Genomic DNA, 17,970 nt, shown 5'->3' with positions numbered 1-17,970 from the left:
TTTTATGAGTTATCCGCTTTTAGAAACGATAGATGATCCTGCTGATTTACGTGAACTTTCTGTTGAACAGTTGCACGTCGTCGCTGTAGAATTGCGTCGTTTTATCATTGATATTGTGGCGACAAAAGAAGGACATCTGGGTGCCAGCCTGGGAGTTGTAGAGCTCACGCTGGCTTTGCATTATGCTTTTAGTACTCCCGATGATAAATTGATCTGGGATGTGGGGCATCAGGCATACGGCCATAAAATTCTTACCGGAAGGCGCGATAATTTTGATACCAACCGGCAGTTTAACGGTTTGAGTGGTTTCCCTAAGATGCAGGAAAATAGTTACGATGCTTTTGGAACAGGCCACTCGAGTACGTCTATTTCTGCAGCGCTGGGTATGGCAATTGCTTCCAAAATTCAAGGGAATACAGCACGCAATCACATCGCTGTAATAGGAGACGCTTCTATTGCCAGCGGAATGGCTTTTGAAGCTTTGAATCACGCAGGGGATAGCGATGCGAATTTGCTGGTGATCCTTAATGATAATGCTATCGGGATCGACCCCAGTGTGGGCGCGCTTAAGAATTACCTCACGAATGTTAAAACGGGCAGTCAGCGGCAAGAGAATATTTTTGAAGCTTTAAACTTCAATTATTTTGGTCCTGTAGACGGGCACGATATGGAGAAGTTGCTTGAGATCTTCAAGACACTTAAAAAAATAAAGGGGCCTAAGTTTTTGCACGTAATTACTACAAAAGGGAAGGGTCTCAAGCAAGCCGAAGCTGATCAGGTTGTTTATCATGCCCCTGGAAAGTTTGATGCACTAACGGGGGAGTTGAAGCCTAAGAATACCCATCCGCAGCCCCCTAAATATCAGGATGTTTTTGGACTGACTTTAGTTGAATTGGCAAAAAAGAACAAGCAAATTATAGGGATTACTCCGGCAATGCCAACGGGTAGTTCTTTAAAATATATGATGCAGCAATTTCCGGAGCGTGCTTTTGATGTGGGGATTGCAGAGCAACACGCAGTGACCTTATCAGCCGGGATAGCCGCCTCAGGAGGTGTTGTGTTTTGCGCAATCTATTCTACGTTTTTGCAACGCGCGTACGATCAGTTGATTCACGATGTGGCTTTGCAAAAACTTCCGGTTATTTTCTGTGTGGATCGGGCGGGATTAGTAGGTGCCGATGGTGCAACGCATCACGGCGTTTTTGACTTGGCCTATTTACGCTGTATTCCCAATCTTATAATTTTCGCTCCGCGGAATGAAGCAAGCTTACGGAATATCATGTATACGGCGCAATTGGGTCTCGAATTGCCCATCGCAATTCGGTATCCCAGAGGACGGGGATTGGAATTGGACTGGCAGAATCCTTTTGAGCAACTGGAACTCGGAAAAGCAGAACACTTGATTAAAGGCTCACAACTGGCCATTTTAGCTACCGGTAATTTTACTGAAACAGCCCTGCAACTTGCAGCGGTATTTAAGGGGAAAATCTCTGTGTATTATTTTGGTTTTGTAAAGCCGCTAGATCTCGTGATGCTCAAGCGGGTTTTTAAAAAGTATAACACAATCATAACCTTAGAAGACGGGGTACAATCCGGTGGTTTTGGAAGCGCTATTGCTGAACAAGCTACACGTCAAAGCTATACAGGCAAGTTGGAAATCTTCGGAATACCTGATCAGTTTATAGAACAGGGCACCACGGAAGAACTGCAACAGGCATTAGGTCTGGATTTTGAAAGTTTAAAAGAAAATATTCAGTCGCTTCTGGATTAGTTATTCGACAATCGAGCTTTACATGCTCTGAGGCTTGTCTCGAAGTCAAAAACTATTTTCTTTAATGCTTTGCGGGCGTACCTTTGTCGGTATACAGGCCTGCCCCAAGGTAATTTACTTAATATCCAATCCCTTTATCTTTTTGTAATTGCGTAAGGCCTTACCGTCTGTCATTGTTGAGACTTCGGCACAAATCTGAATGAGGTTTTCGTACAACGTATTTTCAGATTTATCTACCGGAGCCAGAAGCTGCTGAATGAGTTGGTTGTAATGGGTATCTGTATTGTCTAGTGCCTTGCAACGTGCTTCAAGGAGTGTAGAAAGGATTTCATAACCGGCAATTTCCTTTTCGATCACTTCGCGGCTGTTGTAAATGCGATTGATACTGAGGTTGATGATGTCGGTGATTTGTGCCTGATAACTGCTTTTGTCTATTAAAGATTGACTGAACGTACCGGCGAGAATCTCTTCTTCATACTTCATAAAGGTCTCAACACTTTCAGTAATCAATGTGCCTATCGCAAGTGCGCGTAAGTAGCTCACCCGATCTGAAGTTTCCTGCAACGCATTGTATTTGTTACGGTCTATGGTGTTGCCAACGAGTTTAACCATATACTCCAACGCATACTCTTCAGGGATGAGTCCTAAATTTATACCGTCTTCAAAATCAATAATGGTGTAGCAAATATCATCTGCCGCTTCAACGAGATAAGCAAGAGGGTGGCGTGACCAACTTAAATCATCAGTCTCGCTTCTGTTCAACAAGCCGAGTTCTTGAGCGACATCAGCAAAAAGTTCTTTTTCAGACTGAAAGAAGCCGTACTTTTTATCTGCAATGTGATCTGTGGGTTTGTGCGGAAGCGACTCTTTTGGATATTTCATAAAAGCACCCAGAGTCGCATACGAAAGTCTCAAGCCCCCCTGAGCTCCCGGTTTGCTTTGGGAGAGCACCTTAAAGCCATTAGCATTACCCTCAAACTTGATGAGGTCTTGATATTCTTTTTCGGTTAAACTGTCTTTGTACCGTTTACCATAACCCGATTTGAAAAACTCCCCAATCGCCTTCTCTCCCGAATGCCCAAAAGGTGGATTCCCGATATCGTGAGCCAGTGCCGCAGCAGCAACAATAGCCCCAAAATCATTGAAGCGATAGCCGTAAACCTGTTCCAGATGCGGGTATTTCTCAAGGAGTTGTTTGCCCACCATTCTCCCCAGTGAACGTCCCACAACCGAAACTTCCATACTGTGTGTTAAGCGTGTATGAACAAAGTCTGTTTTAGAAAGGGGGATGACTTGCGTCTTATCCTGAAGGCTTCTAAAGGGCGTAGAAAATATAATCCGGTCATAATCTACTTCAAATCCAAGACGGGTATCATCCTGTTCGATACGCAGTCTTTTTGCGGTGTCTCCCTGTCTCTTTAGAGAGAGCAAATGTTCCCAGTTCATCATAATAGGCAATTTTTGGCAAGATACAGTATTGCCAAATTTTAATCTAATGATTTAGCGCTTGCTCAAAAATCACTTAACATTAAGATAACCATGATGTAACTCTGGCATTACGAATTCATAACATTGGATTAACCGGCTACAGCTTCTTAAGAAACATCTTTGCAGCACAAAATACGATTATTGATGAAACAAATTTTAGGTCTTTTAATGTTTATGCTATCAGCAGTGACATTCGGGCAAACCGGTACGATAGAAGGGACGCTCTCAGATAAAGAAATGAATAATGAGCCGCTTCCCTTTGCAAATGTTATAATTAAAGGAACCACTAAAGGGGGGACGACAGACTTTGATGGCAAATACATCATTGAAAATGTGCCAGTAGGTACTTATGAAGTCGAATTCAGCTTCGTAGGGTATGAACCCGTAACAGTACCTAATGTAGTAGTAGAGACAGGTAAATTTACCAATGTGAGCACTGCTCTTGGAGCCAGTGCAGCAGCACTTGATGAAGTTTTAATACAGGTGCAGACCAGTAGAGAACGGGAAACAGCACTCTTGATGGAGCAAAAAAATGCGATAGAAATTAAAGAGAGCATAGGTGCTCAACAATTAGCAAAACAAGGTATTACTGATGCTGCAACAGCTACGACTAAAATCTCTGGTGTGACTAGTAGTGAAGCTTCGGGTGATGTATTCATTAGAGGTTTGGGAGATCGCTACCTATATACAACAATGAACGGATTACCGGTTCCATCTGATGATATTGAGCGAAAGAATATTGATTTAAGTTTATTCAATACACGCGTTATTCAGAGTTTGAGTGTAAGTAAAACGTATGCATCTACAGAATCTGCAGATCAAGCTTCAGGAACTGTGAATATAACTTCAAAAGAATTGAGTGGCACTCAAGAACTGAGTGTAGGAGTGCGTGGAGGAATAAATACAAACGTAGCTAAAAGTGGAGTTTTTGATAACTTTAAAGTTTCCGCTAATCAAGCCGACTTTCAAGCAGGTTATTTACAAGGTCAAGGTTATACAAGTGCCACCCTGCCTTCGCAGTATACCAACTTGGTTACGTATAAAGCTTACCCAAGATTAACTCAGCAAAGCTGGAATCCTAGTTCAGTAAACACACCTTTAAACCATCGTTTTGCCATAAGTCTAGGTAAGAAAATAGGAGAAAAGCTTAAAGTTTTTGTAACAGCATCTCAAAGTACGGATTTTAAATACCGTCAAGGTTTATTCAGACAGTTTAGATCAAACTTTATAGATGATACTATTACTGATGCTACAAACTACAACAGAACCGTTTACACTACCGCTATGGGTAATGTAGATTTTAAACTTAACGATAATAATAGCTTTAAGTATGTATCTCTTTTTGTTAATAAGCTTTCTGATGAGGTTTATGAAGGAGGTAGAAATGGTGAAGGAACCATTTTTGAAGAGACTGCTCCTGAAGAAGGATTATCACAGTTTATAAGAGATCAAAATACGAAGCAAACTTCAATGTGGGTTAATCAATTATTTGGTGAACATGATTTCTCTGAGCGCAACAAGTTAAATTGGGGATTAGGGTTTAATGTGGTTTATGCTAATGAACCTAATCGTATCCGTAATGAGGTTAATTTTAATGACGATATTGTTCAGTTGGGTCGTAACGGCGGTTTTCAACAACGTAAAACGTTTCAATATATAGATGATGTAGAGTATGCTGGTCTTGTAAAAGATGAGATTACTTTATTAGATACAGAATCTCAAAAAGCTAAGCTAACCTTAGGCTTAAATTATAGAAATAAGCAACGTGGTTTCCGTTCGCAATTCTTAGGGATTACTGAAAGAAGTACAAACGCAATTAACCCCACTTCAATTGATGATCTGGGAGCGATCTTTACTACTGCTAACTTTGAAAGCGGGGTATTACAATTCAATGTAATTCCAACAGATTTGTACGATGCAGAATTAGATTCTAAATCGGCTTTTGCAGCATTTAACTTTGAGCGTGAAAAATATAGCGCATATGTTGGTGCCAGATATCAGAGAGATTATATCAATGTTGCTTATGATGTAAATAACATACCGGGTCGTACTGGTAATTCATTACAAGAGTATGATAATCTATATTTAACAGGAAATTTTAAATATAATCTTAATGAGGATCAAAGCTTACGTGTTGCTGCAAGCCGTACAATAACGCTTCCTGAATTTAAAGAGATCGCTCCTTTTGAGTATGTATCTCCAACAGGTCAGATCACCAGAGGTAATCCAGACATAAAAGCATCTACAAACTATAATTTAGACCTTAAATACGAATGGTTCCCGTCAGCAGATCAATTGTTTTCGGTTGCAGGCTTTTATAAATTGATTGAAGATCCCATTAATAAAGTGCAAGATCGCGGTTCTGCCGGAGTATTCTCTTATTTTAATGCAGGTAACCAAGCAGATATTTATGGTATAGAGTTAGAAACTCGTGTTAACCTTTACAAAAGTGATGACGACGATGGTTCTAATTTAAGATTAGGACTTAATGCAACGCGTATGTGGCATAAACAAGATCTTAAAGAAATTTATGATGATAACGGAAATTTCATCAGAACTTTTAGATACAAAGGCCTTACTGAAGAAGGTTTACAGGGTGCATCAGATTATATATTTAATGCAAACTTAAACTTTACTACAAATTCAGAGAATCCATTTGATGCAAGTTTAGTTGCTAATTACGCTTCAAACAGTATCCTCGCTTTAGGAGCTCCAGAGATTCAGACAGAGAGTGATATCAATTACAATGATGCAATAATCGAAGTAGGTTATGTAACGCTGAATGCTATAGTTTCAAAAACATTTGCTAAAAACTGGCAACTTCAGTTAAGAGCACTGAATTTATTAAACCCAGAGATAAAAAGGACTCAGCTTGTAAAGCCTAGTACCACTAACATCGAGACCAATCAGATTGTTAGATCGTATAGTTTAGGAAGCACATTTTCTCTTGGCTTAACATACTCTTTATAACTAATAAACAGATTCTAATTAAACATTTTCAATTATGAAAAAGAATTTTTTAAAAATTAAGCTCCTGAGCCTTGCAGTTCTTGCAGCAGTTACCTTTAGTTGTTCTAATGATGGTGGAGACATTATCATAGAAGGAGGTGGCGATGGAGAAGGCACTACGGAGTCTGACCTTTCGGGAAATATAGCTGAAGACACCACATTAGATACAGATGTAGCTTATGCATTAGTAGGGAGTCTTTATGTGAAATCAGGTTCAACACTTACTATACCTGCAGGCACTAGAATTACTGCTAATAAAGGAACTGATGTATTTATTGTTGTAGAAAAAGGAGCTGAAATAAATATTGCAGGTACAGCTTCTAACCCTGTTGTGATGACTTCTGCCAACGAAACTCCTGGAGACTGGGGTGGACTTATTTTATTAGGAAATGCTGTTACTTCCGAAGGTGTTGACGCAACTGCTGAGGTTGGTGGTTTTAAATATGGTGGTACTAATAACAATGATTCAAGCGGTAGTATTAATTACCTGATCATTAATTATGCAGGTGCACAAATCAATGCAGAATCACAGTATAACGGGCTTACTTTATACTCTGTAGGTAGTGGAACTTCAATTCAAAACGTAGCAATGCTTAACGGTACAGACGATGGTGTTGAATTTTTTGGAGGATCAGTTTCTCCAACTAACATGTATTTTGAAAACAATCAAGATGATTCAGTAGACTGGACAGAGGGTTGGAGCGGTACGTTAACTAACGCTTATATCTTACATACAGAAGCTGGTTTCTCAACTGCTTTTGAAGGAGATGGAACAAACAATAATCCAAAATTTGTCAACGTAACAGCTGTCTCAACTCAGGGGGGTACTGCATTACAGTTTAAAAAAGAGTCTGGAGCAACCATTACAGGACTTTCTCTTACGGGGTATGAGACTTCAATAGATATGAAAGATGATGGAGATCTAGCTAACGTGATTATTGAAGGTGAGGCTGGTAATCCTGATCTAAGTTATATCGCTCAACCAACAGTAGATATTGATTCATTCTTTTGGGTGGCTTCGAATTTAACTGTTGATGAAGTAGTTGCATTATCCGGTGATGTAACTTCTACAGTAACTCTAGATGCTTCAAAATCATATTTACTGGATGGTTCTTATATTGTGCAAGATGGTGGTAAATTGATCATCCCAGCAGGTACCAAAATCACTGCTGCAGATGGTGGTACTTCAGTTTATATCGCTGTTTTAAAAGGTGGTTTGATTGATATTCAAGGTACTGCTGACAACCCAGTTGTAATGTCTTCTCAGAATGCACAACCTAGAGATTGGGGTGGCCTTACTATATGTGGTGAAGCAACTACTTCTGAAGGTGTTGACGCAACCGCTGAAGTTGGTGGGTTTATCTATGGAGGTACTGACGATGAAGATTCTTCAGGTAGTATTAAAAATTTAGTGATTTTAGGTACAGGTGCTCAGATCAATTCAGAGTCTCAATACAATGGAGTTTCTTTTTATGCAGTAGGTTCTAGAACAACTGTAGAAAATGTTGCTGTAATCAACGGTGCAGATGATGGTGTTGAATTCTTTGGAGGAACAGTTTCTGCAACGAACTTATATTTTGAAAATGACCAAGATGACTCTGTAGATTGGACTGAAGGATGGAATGGTACGTTAACTAACGTATATATTAGCCATACAGAAGAAGGTTTTTCAACTGCTTTTGAAGGTGATGGAACAAACAACAATCCGAAATTTGTAAACGTAACTGCGATATCTACCCAAGGAGGTACTGCTTTGCAGTTTAAAAAAGAATCTGGAGCAACGATCACTAATCTTTATCTTGGTGGGTATGATACAAACATAGATATGAAAGATAGTGGTCCATTAAGCAATGTGTTGATCGATGGTGCTGCTGGCGTTTTAAACACGGCTTATGATTCGGGTACACAAGTTGATATTTCTACTTGGACTTGGATTGAAGCAAGATTATAATTTATTTGAATTAGCTATAGATGAAAGGTCCGGACATTGTTCGGACCTTTTTTATTCAGCTATTTCTTAAGTCAAAATAAAAGACTGTTCCATTAGAGCGGTCTTTTTTTTTCAACATTATAACTAAACCAATTAGACTATTCAAGGAACGGGCTATGCGAAGGCTTTATCTAAATGTAAGCGTGATCTTATTGTATTAGTTTAGAGCGTTACTAAAACCTATCCTATAGGACGTAAAATCGCGCGTATCAGAGAACTTCGTGGGACAAAGCAAGAAAGCCTTGCGGAAGAATTAGGTATTAGCCAGCAAAGTGTGTCCCACATCGAACAGAGTGAAACCTTAGAGAATCAAACATTAGAAAAGGTGGCAAAAGTCCTTGATGTTACTTCGGAAACTATTGAAAATATTTCAGAGGAAAATGGCATCAATTATTTTAATAATTTTTATGATAATAGTGTATCTCAGGGTAATAGCTTTTATCAAGGTATGTATGCAACATTCAATCCTTTAGACAAACTTGTTGAAGCTTACGAAGAAAATAAGAAATTATATGAGCGCCTTGTTCAAGCGGAGCGAGATAAGCTTTCTTATTTAGAAGAACTGATTAAAAAGAAATAGCTTTCTTTAAAGTTTGCACGATACTTGAACTGATTAGCTAGCAATCAGGTCTATTGTTAAGAAAATCTTAATTTTATACGTTTTTTAAAGTGGTTTTCATACACTCTTCATACACTATCCTAGGCTTTGCTATGCCTTTGCCTGGGAGTTGCTCTACTCTAGGGCTGAATTTTGATTGCTGCTGATGATTTCAGAGCGAATTCAAACAGATACTACACTGCGTACACTTCTCTACGATTTTTGTAGAACATAGGTCTTTAATGTGTAGTAGTGGAGTTGTGATTTAGCCTGAGTTAGAAACTGCATACTTTAAAATGAAGGCTAATTTCTTCCCAGTAAAAGCATAATGCAACCACACTGGTACCACAGTGCAACCACACTCCAACCACACTTTACCACAAAATCTGTGTGTGAATATGGTTGGAGTATAGACTGACTTTTGGATTACCTATACGTATACCTAAATTATCCGTAATGTTTTTATGGAGCTATTGGGATTGTCTAATAGCTTAGAATAAGGAGGGTTAAAGGAGTGAAAATGCAGCATTCTGATTGGTGCAGATTTACTACCCGTTTATTTAAACACAACAGCTAGGCTAGATTTCTAATGACTTGATGTAAAAAAAGAGGCGGTCTTAATCTTAAGAAAGCCTCTTTTTTATTGGCACCGCCAAAGGGTTTACTATTCCGAGGCTTGCTTCGAAGAAATTGAAAATTCGTTTTCAAGCAATGTTTCATGGGCCTGCCTTTGTCGGCAGACCGGCTTGCTCTGAGGTAGTTTACTTTAAATAGTAGAATCTTATATGTATATAATTCTCTAAGCCTTAAAACACTTTGACGTGCACTTACAAGGTGATTTTTAGATTCAATTCTTTCAATTGCTCCTCGTCAATCTTAGCCGGAGCATCTATCATCACATCGCGACCGGCGTTGTTTTTAGGGAATGCAATAAAGTCACGTATGGTTTCCTGGCCACCTAAAATGGCAACAAGACGGTCAAGGCCAAAGGCCAGACCTCCGTGTGGCGGAGCACCGTATTGAAAAGCATCCATCAGGAAGCCAAACTGCGCCTGAGCCTCTTCTTTGGTAAAGCCTAAATAGTCAAACATTTTAGACTGGGTCTCTTTATCGTGAATACGTATAGAGCCACCGCCTATTTCGTTTCCATTTAAAACCAGGTCGTAAGCGTTTGCTTTTACGTCACCGGGATTGGTGTTCAGCAATTCCATTTGACCGGGCTTGGGAGAGGTGAAGGGATGGTGCATCGCATGATAGCGTTCAGTCTCTTCGTCCCATTCTAAGAGTGGAAAATCTACTACCCAAAGCGGAGCAAATTCGTCTGATTTGCGTAATCCCAATTGGGTTGCCAGTTCCATTCGTAATGCGCTCAATTGCGTACGCGTTTTAAAGGCTTCGCCGGAAAGAACACAGATTAAATCCCCGGGTTGAGCTCCGGTAGCTTCTGCCCATTTTGTCAGATCTTCCTGATCGTAAAATTTGTCAACTGAAGATTTAAAGCTTCCGTCTTCATTACATTTTACATAGACCATTCCTAATGCTCCAACTTGTGGTCGTTTAACCCAGTCAATCAACTTGTCGATCTCTTTTCGGGTATAGCTCGCACCACCGGGAACTGCAATACCTACTACCAATTCGGCATCATTAAATACTTTGAATTCTTTGTGTTGTGCAACGGTATTGAGTTCGCCAAATTCCATCCCAAAACGAATATCCGGCTTGTCGTTACCGTATTTTGCCATCGCCTCGTCGTAGGTCATTCTCGGGAAGTTTTCGATCTCAAAACCTACTACCTCTTTTAAAAGATGTTTGGTTAATCCTTCAAAAATATTCAAGATATCTTCCTGCTCTACAAATGCCATTTCACAGTCAATTTGTGTGAATTCCGGCTGGCGATCTGCACGCAGATCTTCGTCTCTAAAGCATTTTACAATCTGAAAATACTTATCCATACCACCTACCATAAGCAATTGCTTAAAAGTCTGTGGCGATTGTGGAAGGGCGTAAAATTGCCCTTCATTCATACGACTGGGCACCACAAAATCACGGGCACCTTCTGGCGTGGATTTTATTAGGTAAGGCGTTTCAACCTCTATAAAGCCTTGCTCAGATAAGTAATTACGCACGGCGATACTCACTTTGTGTCTAAAGATGAGTTTCTCTTTTACCGGATTACGACGAATGTCGAGATAGCGGTATTTCATGCGTAGATCTTCCCCGCCATCAGTTGTATCTTCAATCGTGAAAGGTGGCGTTTTTGCCTGGTTGAGAACCTCAAGTTTTTCTACTAAAAGCTCCACATCACCAGTAGCCATCTTCGCATTCTTAGACTCGCGCTCGATCACTTTACCGGTTACCTGAATCACAAACTCACGGCCTAAGGTTTTAGCGAGATCCATCACGTCTTTAGGGGTACGCTCTTCATCAAAAATAAGTTGGGTAATGCCGTAGCGATCGCGTAAATCCAGCCAGATCATAAAACCTTTATCACGGGACTTTTGTACCCATCCGGCAAGCGTTACCGTTTCATTTATATGTTCGGCGCGTAAAGCTCCGTTATTGTGCGTTCTGTACATGCTTGATTATTTGAGGTGCAAATTTAAGAAGATATTTAAGTAAGACCTTCTTAATCTAAAAATAAAGATTGCCTAATATTTTAAATTGTAGTTTTAAAAGGATTTAATTAGTGAGATTCTATATTATGTTACTAAGAAACAAACTATCATGTGTATTTTTTTTGATGATGAGTATAATTTTTGCTCAAGAGAAGGAGCTTAGTATTAATGATCTGTTTCATCAATTAGGTTTCTTCGGAAATACACCTGAATCAATACGATTTGTTAATAATAATGAAGCAAATCAAGTATTAAATTTTGAAAGAACTGTATATGATCGTTATCCAGATACAATTTTCAACCCAGAAAAAATAAGGTTTGTTTCGTTAGATTACGGAAGCGACGAGGAGCTTCATTTGAATATGAAAAGCTTGAAAAAGCTTAATAATATTGAGTATCTGGAAATACGATCTAAAAATTTATTTCGAGGAAGTGATTCTTTGCCAATTTTAAAATCTTTTGATTTTTTGGATGAGCTTGAAAACCTTCGGTTTTTAAAGTTTGATGGTACATTCGATATAGATTATGATGCTTTATTTAAAAGTATCAAGCACAATTCAAATATTCAGTATTTAGAACTTGGTTTTATAACTGAAGAAATTGAACTACCTCAAATCCTTTTAGAGTTAAAAGGATTAAGAGGTTTTAGAATTAATGGTTTTAAGAAAATAATTCTGCCCAGTGATCTTTCTGAAATGAAAGATTTGGAAAGCATTGTCTTGGTTATTGAGGGCTATGAAAACCCAATAGAAATACTTTCAAAATTAGCTACAATTCCTAAATTAAAGGACTTACAAATTAGTTTTGGTTCTTTCTCTTTAGAGCAGGTAGGGTTTCTTAAAAATTTTAAAGACTTAGAAAAATTAACTCTTTTTAATTTTTCGTTGGATAGTTTACAATGCTTGTTTGATGCATTCTCAGAAAATAATAATTTACGAAGTCTCAATCTTCAGAATTTGAGGATTAGATCGGGTTCCACTAATTATGATAATCTAAAAAATTTAGAATCACTTGTATTTCATCATCAAGGAGAGCCTATTTGCATTGAGGGCGATCTGTCGGTAATGAAAAAGTTACAAAAGCTTGATTTGGGATATAATGGTTTAAAAATATTGAATAAATCAATTTTCGACCTGAAAGTCTTAAAAGAACTAAGGTTAAGCTACAACCACATTAAGGTCATTCCATCAGAATTGGGGAAGTTAAAATTGTTAGAAAAACTTTATCTCAATAACAATTTGCTTACGGAAATTCCGGCCAGCATAGGTAACTTAAATGGTTTACAAGAACTTGGTTTAGAAAATAATTCAATAAATATATTGCCAAAAACTATTGGCAGACTAAAACAGTTAACTAATCTCAACCTAAGACAAAACATTATCTGCGCTTTGCCGGATTCAATTACAGAACTTAAGAAATTAGAGAGCCTTGATCTTGCCGAAAATGATTTGACTCATTTACCCGAGAATATTGGAAGCCTTTCCAACTTAAAAACTTTTCCGCTTTATAGTAATTTTTTGATCGAGTTGCCTTCATCATTTACAGAACTCGTAAATCTTGAAAAATTAGAGATACAGCAAAATAAATTGAAGCATTTACCTTCTCAGTTAGGAAATCTAAAAAAGCTTAGATCAATTTATCTCGGTGGACGCGATAGCACGAAGATTTCGTCATTTAAATCACTTGATTCGTCTTACGAAAGTGATTCTTTAAGGATAATGAGATCTAATAATGATTTCCAAGAACTTCCTGTCAGTCTTTCAAGTCTGAAAAATCTGAAGATGTTGGATTTTGAGAATCAGAAATCTCTTCAAGTTGAAGATATTTTTAAAATACTGTTCAATTTAAAGTCTTACAGGTACACCATAAAGTTGAGAAATTGTGCAATTAGTAAACTACCTGAAGTAGGGTGGCAGTCTTTTTATGCGGAAAATCTACAGCTGACGAATAATAATCTTGAAAGTATCCCTAAAGGAATCGTAAAATCTCCTTTTTTAAAATCACTCTCATTTAAATTAAGCAGTGAAGATAAGCTAAATTACAGTTTCAGAACTAGAGAACAACTTCTGGCATTTTATGAAGAAAAGGGTTTTTTAAAATGGGAAGAGATTCCTAAAACCCAAAATATGTCTCAGGCTTTTTTAGAAAACGCATATAATAGGAGTTATACAAATGCTAAAAACACGATATACCCTTTATTTAAAAAAGCAATAAAGATTGATAGCTCATACGCTATGAGTAAAATAAGAAAAGATGATTACGCTGAGGCTTTGATGCGCAATAAGGAGTACACTAAAGCGATAGATTTTTTTACACGTTCTATAGTAAACGATACTACAGAGTCAATTAGAGTGTTAAATTTTTTAATCCCACAATTTAGAAATAGGGCAGAAGCTTATCTTAAAACGGGCGACACGATTGCCGCTATAAAAGATTATTTGTTTATAAGTGATCAGGGTTGGGATAATGATTATGGTAAAGCTGCTCTTTTGGCAAAATCCGCATCAAAAGACTCACTAAGCGCAATTTTGTTTAAAAAAGGCATTACTTCTTATAAAAATCAAATAGAATTTAGAAAAAATAATAAGCTGCTTGATTATGGCTATGATCTAAGCTTAGTTGAGCTTTATATTATAGCAAATGAATTTACCGAAGCAAGGAATTATCTCTTAGAACTTCAGCCTCTAAATGATATGGATTATTCAAGTATGGTGTTGATGAAGTATTTCAATCTGGTGTTGAGCATAATTCAAGAAGAAGATTCTGCTAAGGAGATAAATAGCTTTGAAGATACCTTTCAGAAAGAGCAAACTGATTTTCAATCCTGGAGTTTTAAGCTTTTTGAAATGTGGTTAGATAAAGCGGATTTGACACCCAAAAAGAAGCAAACGATAAAGGAATTGACAATGATTATTCAAGGCTGAATTATTCAGAAAACAAAAAAGCAGAAGCCTAGAGCTTCTGCTTTTTCAAATCTAACTAAAACTTAAAATTAATTTTCACTAGTATTATTGTTAGCAGCTTCAAGCTTTGCCTGCTCTTTCTGCTTTTTACGTGTTTTTTTCTTGTCGTTGAATCTAACTTTCGCTCGGTTTGTTAAATAGAACATTACCGGTACGATTACTAAGGTCAGGAAGGTTGCGAAAACCAAACCAAAAATAACCGTCCAAGCGAGTGGTCCCCAGAAAATCACGTTATCTCCACCAATATAGATTCCGGGATCATAATCTGTAAATAGACCAAAGAAATCAATGTTGAGTCCTACCGCGAGCGGAATCAAACCAAGTACGGTTGTGATTGCTGTAAGTAGTACGGGTCTTAAACGGGATTTCCCACCAGCAACCGTAAGTTTAAAGTACTCTTCACGGGTTAATAAGTCATCTTCCTCATAGCCCAACTCTTCTTTTTTACGGTCAATGAGTATTTGTGTGTAATCGATCAACACGATGGCGTTATTCACAACAATACCTGCCAGAGAAATAATACCCATCATCGTCATCAGGATTACAAAGTCCATATTAAAAATGATGAGACCTAAGAACACACCTACTAAACTCAATATAACTGCCATCAAGATGATAATCGGTTTTGAAAGGGAGTTAAACTGAGCTACCAGAATCAGTAAGATAGAGCCCATAGCGATACCTAAAGCCATCAATAAGAAGCTCATGTTATCAGCTTGCTCTTCTTGCTCACCCGTAAAACTGAATGAAGTACCGGTAGGTAAATCATAACCGGATAACTCTTGCTTGAGCTGGTTTACAATTTCGGTAGCATTATAGCCTTGTAATACGTTAGAATATAAGGTGATTACACGTTTAAGATCTTTACGTTTTATTGCACTAAATGCAGAAGTTGCTTTGGTGTCTACTAATGCAGAGATGGGGACTTGTATAATTTCACCTTGATTGTTTCTAAAGGTTACCGGCTGATTGAACAACGCATTCTCATCATAACGGTATTCTTTATTAAAACGCACATTGATTTCATAATCATCATCCCCTTCTTTATAAGTCGAAGCTTCTTCACCGTAAACAGAACGTCTTAACGTTTGACCAATAGCCACTGTGGAAATACCCAATTGCCCTGCTTTTTCACGGTTGACGGTGACGCCCAATTCTGCTTTAGAGCGGTTTATGTCAAGCTTCAATTCTTCGATACCGCCAATGCCCAGATCTTCTATATAGGAGCGCATATTTTCTGCAGCAATTAACATTTGCTCATAATCTTCACCGCTAATCTCAATGTTTACAGGGTATCCTACCGGAGGTCCTGCAGCATCTTTTTCAACCGTTACAGATGCACCCGGGAACCCTTTAACAGCATCGCGTACTTCTGATAAAACAGTACTACTTTTAACACCACGGCGCAATTTAAAATCACGCATAGAGAGCGTTACTTTACCTTTATGTGGCATTTCGTTACTCTGTCCACCATCGGTTTGTGGGTTTCCGGCACCTTGACCTACCTGAGAAATAGCAGATTCAACCATATAGTTGTATCCGTCTTTATCCTCATATTTTTTGATCGCATCAAAAATGCGTTCTTCAACTTTTTTGGTAAGCTCATTTGTTTTTTCTATCGCTGTTCCTTCAGGATATTCTATATACGTAATGATCTGATTGGGTTCATTTTCGGGGAAAAATAACACGTTAGGCTGAACTAACCCGATAAGAATAAAAGATAGGATCAACATTGCAAAAGTTCCGAAGAAAAATACGTAAGCTTTCTTTCCGCGAAGCGCATATTTTAAGAAGCGCTCATAAAGATTCTCAAGATCTCTAAGGGATTTAAACTGAAAGTAACGTACTGCACCGGCAAGGAAGTACTTGTATGCCCAAAGCAAAATAGCAGCTAATAGCATCAAATTTCCTATTCCACGGAAACCACCAGAGTCCATAACAAAACCGGCAATCAATAAAATAACTCCTACTCCGGCTAAAACCAGGCTGTAGCGTACCAGCTTTTTCTTAGTAAGTTCTTCCTCTTCTAATTTCATAAAGCGAGAGGTCAACATCGAGTTGATGATCAAGGCTACAAAAAGCGACGAACTCAAAACAATAGAAAGGGTAATAGGGAAGTAAATCATAAACTTACCTATGGTTCCGGGCCATAATCCTAAGGGGAAAAAGGCTGCAAGGGTGGTCGCTGTAGAAGCGATGATAGGCCATGCAATCTCCCCAACACCTTGTTTTGCAGCTTTGATGCGTGACATACCCTGATCCATCAGCGAATACACGTTTTCTACAACCACAATACCGTTATCTACCAGCATACCGAGTCCCATAACCAACCCAAAAAGCACCATGGTATTTAATGTAAATCCTAGCGCAGATAGGATGGTAAGTGACATGAACATAGAAAGCGGAATCGCAAAACCTACAAATAATGCATTTCTAAATCCTAAGAAAAACATGAGTACTATCACTACGAGGATCACACCAAAAATGATGTTGTTTACCAGATCATCAACCTGATTTTCAGTTTTGATAGACTGGTCGTTCGTAAGACTTATGTGCAAAGACTCCGGGTAATAGTTGTCACTTTCTTCTGCTACGATTTTTTTAATAGACTCTACTGCCTCGATCATATTCTTACCGGCACGCTTTTTAACGTCAAGCATAACAACCGGTTGGCCATATTCACGTGCAAAAGTGGTTGCATCTTTTTCTTTAAAGCGAACCGTAGCAATATCTTTTAAGAAAATGTTTCCACCATCGCGCTTCACCACGATATTGTTGAGTTCTTTTGGGTTTTTAATCTCTCCCAGAACCCGAATGTTTTTACGCAGTCCGTCTGAAATTACGTTACCCGCAGAGATGGTATTGTTTTCTGATCTAATTGCATTTAAAATATTATCAAAACTTACTTTAGAAGCAGTCATTTTATAAATGTCAACAGCTACTTCAACTTCCTGTTCTTCAGCACCCCGTATGGTTGCTTCTTTAATCTGCGGAAGCAATTCGATCTTATCCTGAAGATGCTCTGCATAATCCTTTAATTGCTGCACCTGAAAATCTCCCGTAAGGTTGATGTTTAAAATAGGCTGCTCTTCAGAAATGTTGAGGTCAAAAATATTGGGTTCCACTTTGGCACCGTTATCTAAGGTAGGCCAGGTGGTCTCTGCTTTTACAAGGTCAACCTTATCTTTAACCTTGGTTTTGGCAACGTTTACATCAACATCTTCTTCAAATTCTACGATAATGATACTGTAATCCTGAAGTGTAGTAGAGGTGATCTCTTTTACACCGGCAATATCATTAAACTCTTCTTCAAGAGGTTCTGTAATGAATTTTTCAACATCTTCTGCAGCGTTACCCGGGTTTACAGAACTCACATAAATCTTGGTTTCTATAATCTCAGGGAACGCTTCTCGAGGCATACTGTAGTAGGCAGCAAGACCACTCAATAAGATGATGGCGGTAATAACATATACCGTCATCTTATTGTCTATTGCCCACGATGATATACCAAATTCTTTATAGGTGTTTTTTGCCAT

At 38.3% G+C, this 17,970-nt stretch carries 8 protein-coding genes; 5 read left to right on the top strand and 3 right to left on the bottom strand.

Translation table 11 applies throughout. From position 1 onward, the window contains the following. The first annotated feature begins 4 nt into the window (after positions 1–4). Positions 5–1,771 (top strand): 1-deoxy-D-xylulose-5-phosphate synthase, encoded by a 1,767-nt coding sequence (locus DSM03_RS01470; protein WP_128761602.1) that lies wholly within the window; start codon positions 5–7, stop codon positions 1,769–1,771. A gap of 114 nt (positions 1,772–1,885) precedes the next feature. On the opposite strand, the gene DSM03_RS01465 is transcribed toward DSM03_RS01470, so the two are convergent. Continuing rightward, the gene (locus DSM03_RS01465; protein WP_201740410.1) at positions 1,886–3,217 is read right to left on the bottom strand and encodes a deoxyguanosinetriphosphate triphosphohydrolase; all 1,332 of its coding nucleotides are present in this window, start codon (positions 3,215–3,217) and stop codon (positions 1,886–1,888) included. A 186-nt stretch (positions 3,218–3,403) separates the two neighbouring features. On the opposite strand from DSM03_RS01465, the gene DSM03_RS01460 reads away from it, so the two are divergent. The 3 genes from DSM03_RS01460 (at position 3,404) to DSM03_RS01450 (ending at position 8,838) form a co-directional block, all read left to right on the top strand. After that, positions 3,404–6,229 carry a TonB-dependent receptor gene (locus DSM03_RS01460; protein WP_128761600.1) on the top strand — a complete coding sequence of 942 codons (2,826 nt, stop codon included), beginning with the start codon at positions 3,404–3,406 and terminating at the stop codon, positions 6,227–6,229. 34 nt (positions 6,230–6,263) lie between these two features. Next, complete coding sequence (locus DSM03_RS01455) at positions 6,264–8,219, top strand: hypothetical protein (RefSeq protein WP_128761599.1); 1,956 nt, start codon at positions 6,264–6,266, stop codon at positions 8,217–8,219. A 226-nt stretch (positions 8,220–8,445) separates the two neighbouring features. Then, positions 8,446–8,838, top strand: a complete 393-nt coding sequence (locus DSM03_RS01450; protein WP_128761598.1) for a helix-turn-helix domain-containing protein — start codon at positions 8,446–8,448, stop codon at positions 8,836–8,838. An 845-nt stretch (positions 8,839–9,683) separates the two neighbouring features. On the opposite strand, the gene aspS is transcribed toward DSM03_RS01450, so the two are convergent. Then, positions 9,684–11,432 carry an aspartate--tRNA ligase gene (gene aspS / locus DSM03_RS01445; RefSeq protein WP_128761597.1) on the bottom strand — a complete coding sequence of 583 codons (1,749 nt, stop codon included), beginning with the start codon at positions 11,430–11,432 and terminating at the stop codon, positions 9,684–9,686. Positions 11,433–11,599: 167 nt separating this feature from the next. Here aspS and DSM03_RS01440 point away from each other — a divergent pair, with 167 nt between their 5' ends. Beyond that, positions 11,600–14,395 (top strand): leucine-rich repeat domain-containing protein, encoded by a 2,796-nt coding sequence (locus DSM03_RS01440; RefSeq protein WP_161568049.1) that lies wholly within the window; start codon positions 11,600–11,602, stop codon positions 14,393–14,395. Positions 14,396–14,463: 68 nt separating this feature from the next. On the opposite strand, the gene DSM03_RS01435 is transcribed toward DSM03_RS01440, so the two are convergent. Further along, the gene (locus DSM03_RS01435) at positions 14,464–17,970 is read right to left on the bottom strand and encodes an efflux RND transporter permease subunit (RefSeq protein WP_128761595.1); all 3,507 of its coding nucleotides are present in this window, start codon (positions 17,968–17,970) and stop codon (positions 14,464–14,466) included.

The organism is Leeuwenhoekiella aestuarii, assembly GCF_004104055.1.
Lineage (GTDB): Bacteria > Bacteroidota > Bacteroidia > Flavobacteriales > Flavobacteriaceae > Leeuwenhoekiella > Leeuwenhoekiella aestuarii.
Note: the sequence above shows the minus strand (reverse complement) of the source record. Positions and strands in the feature narration are given on the sequence as shown.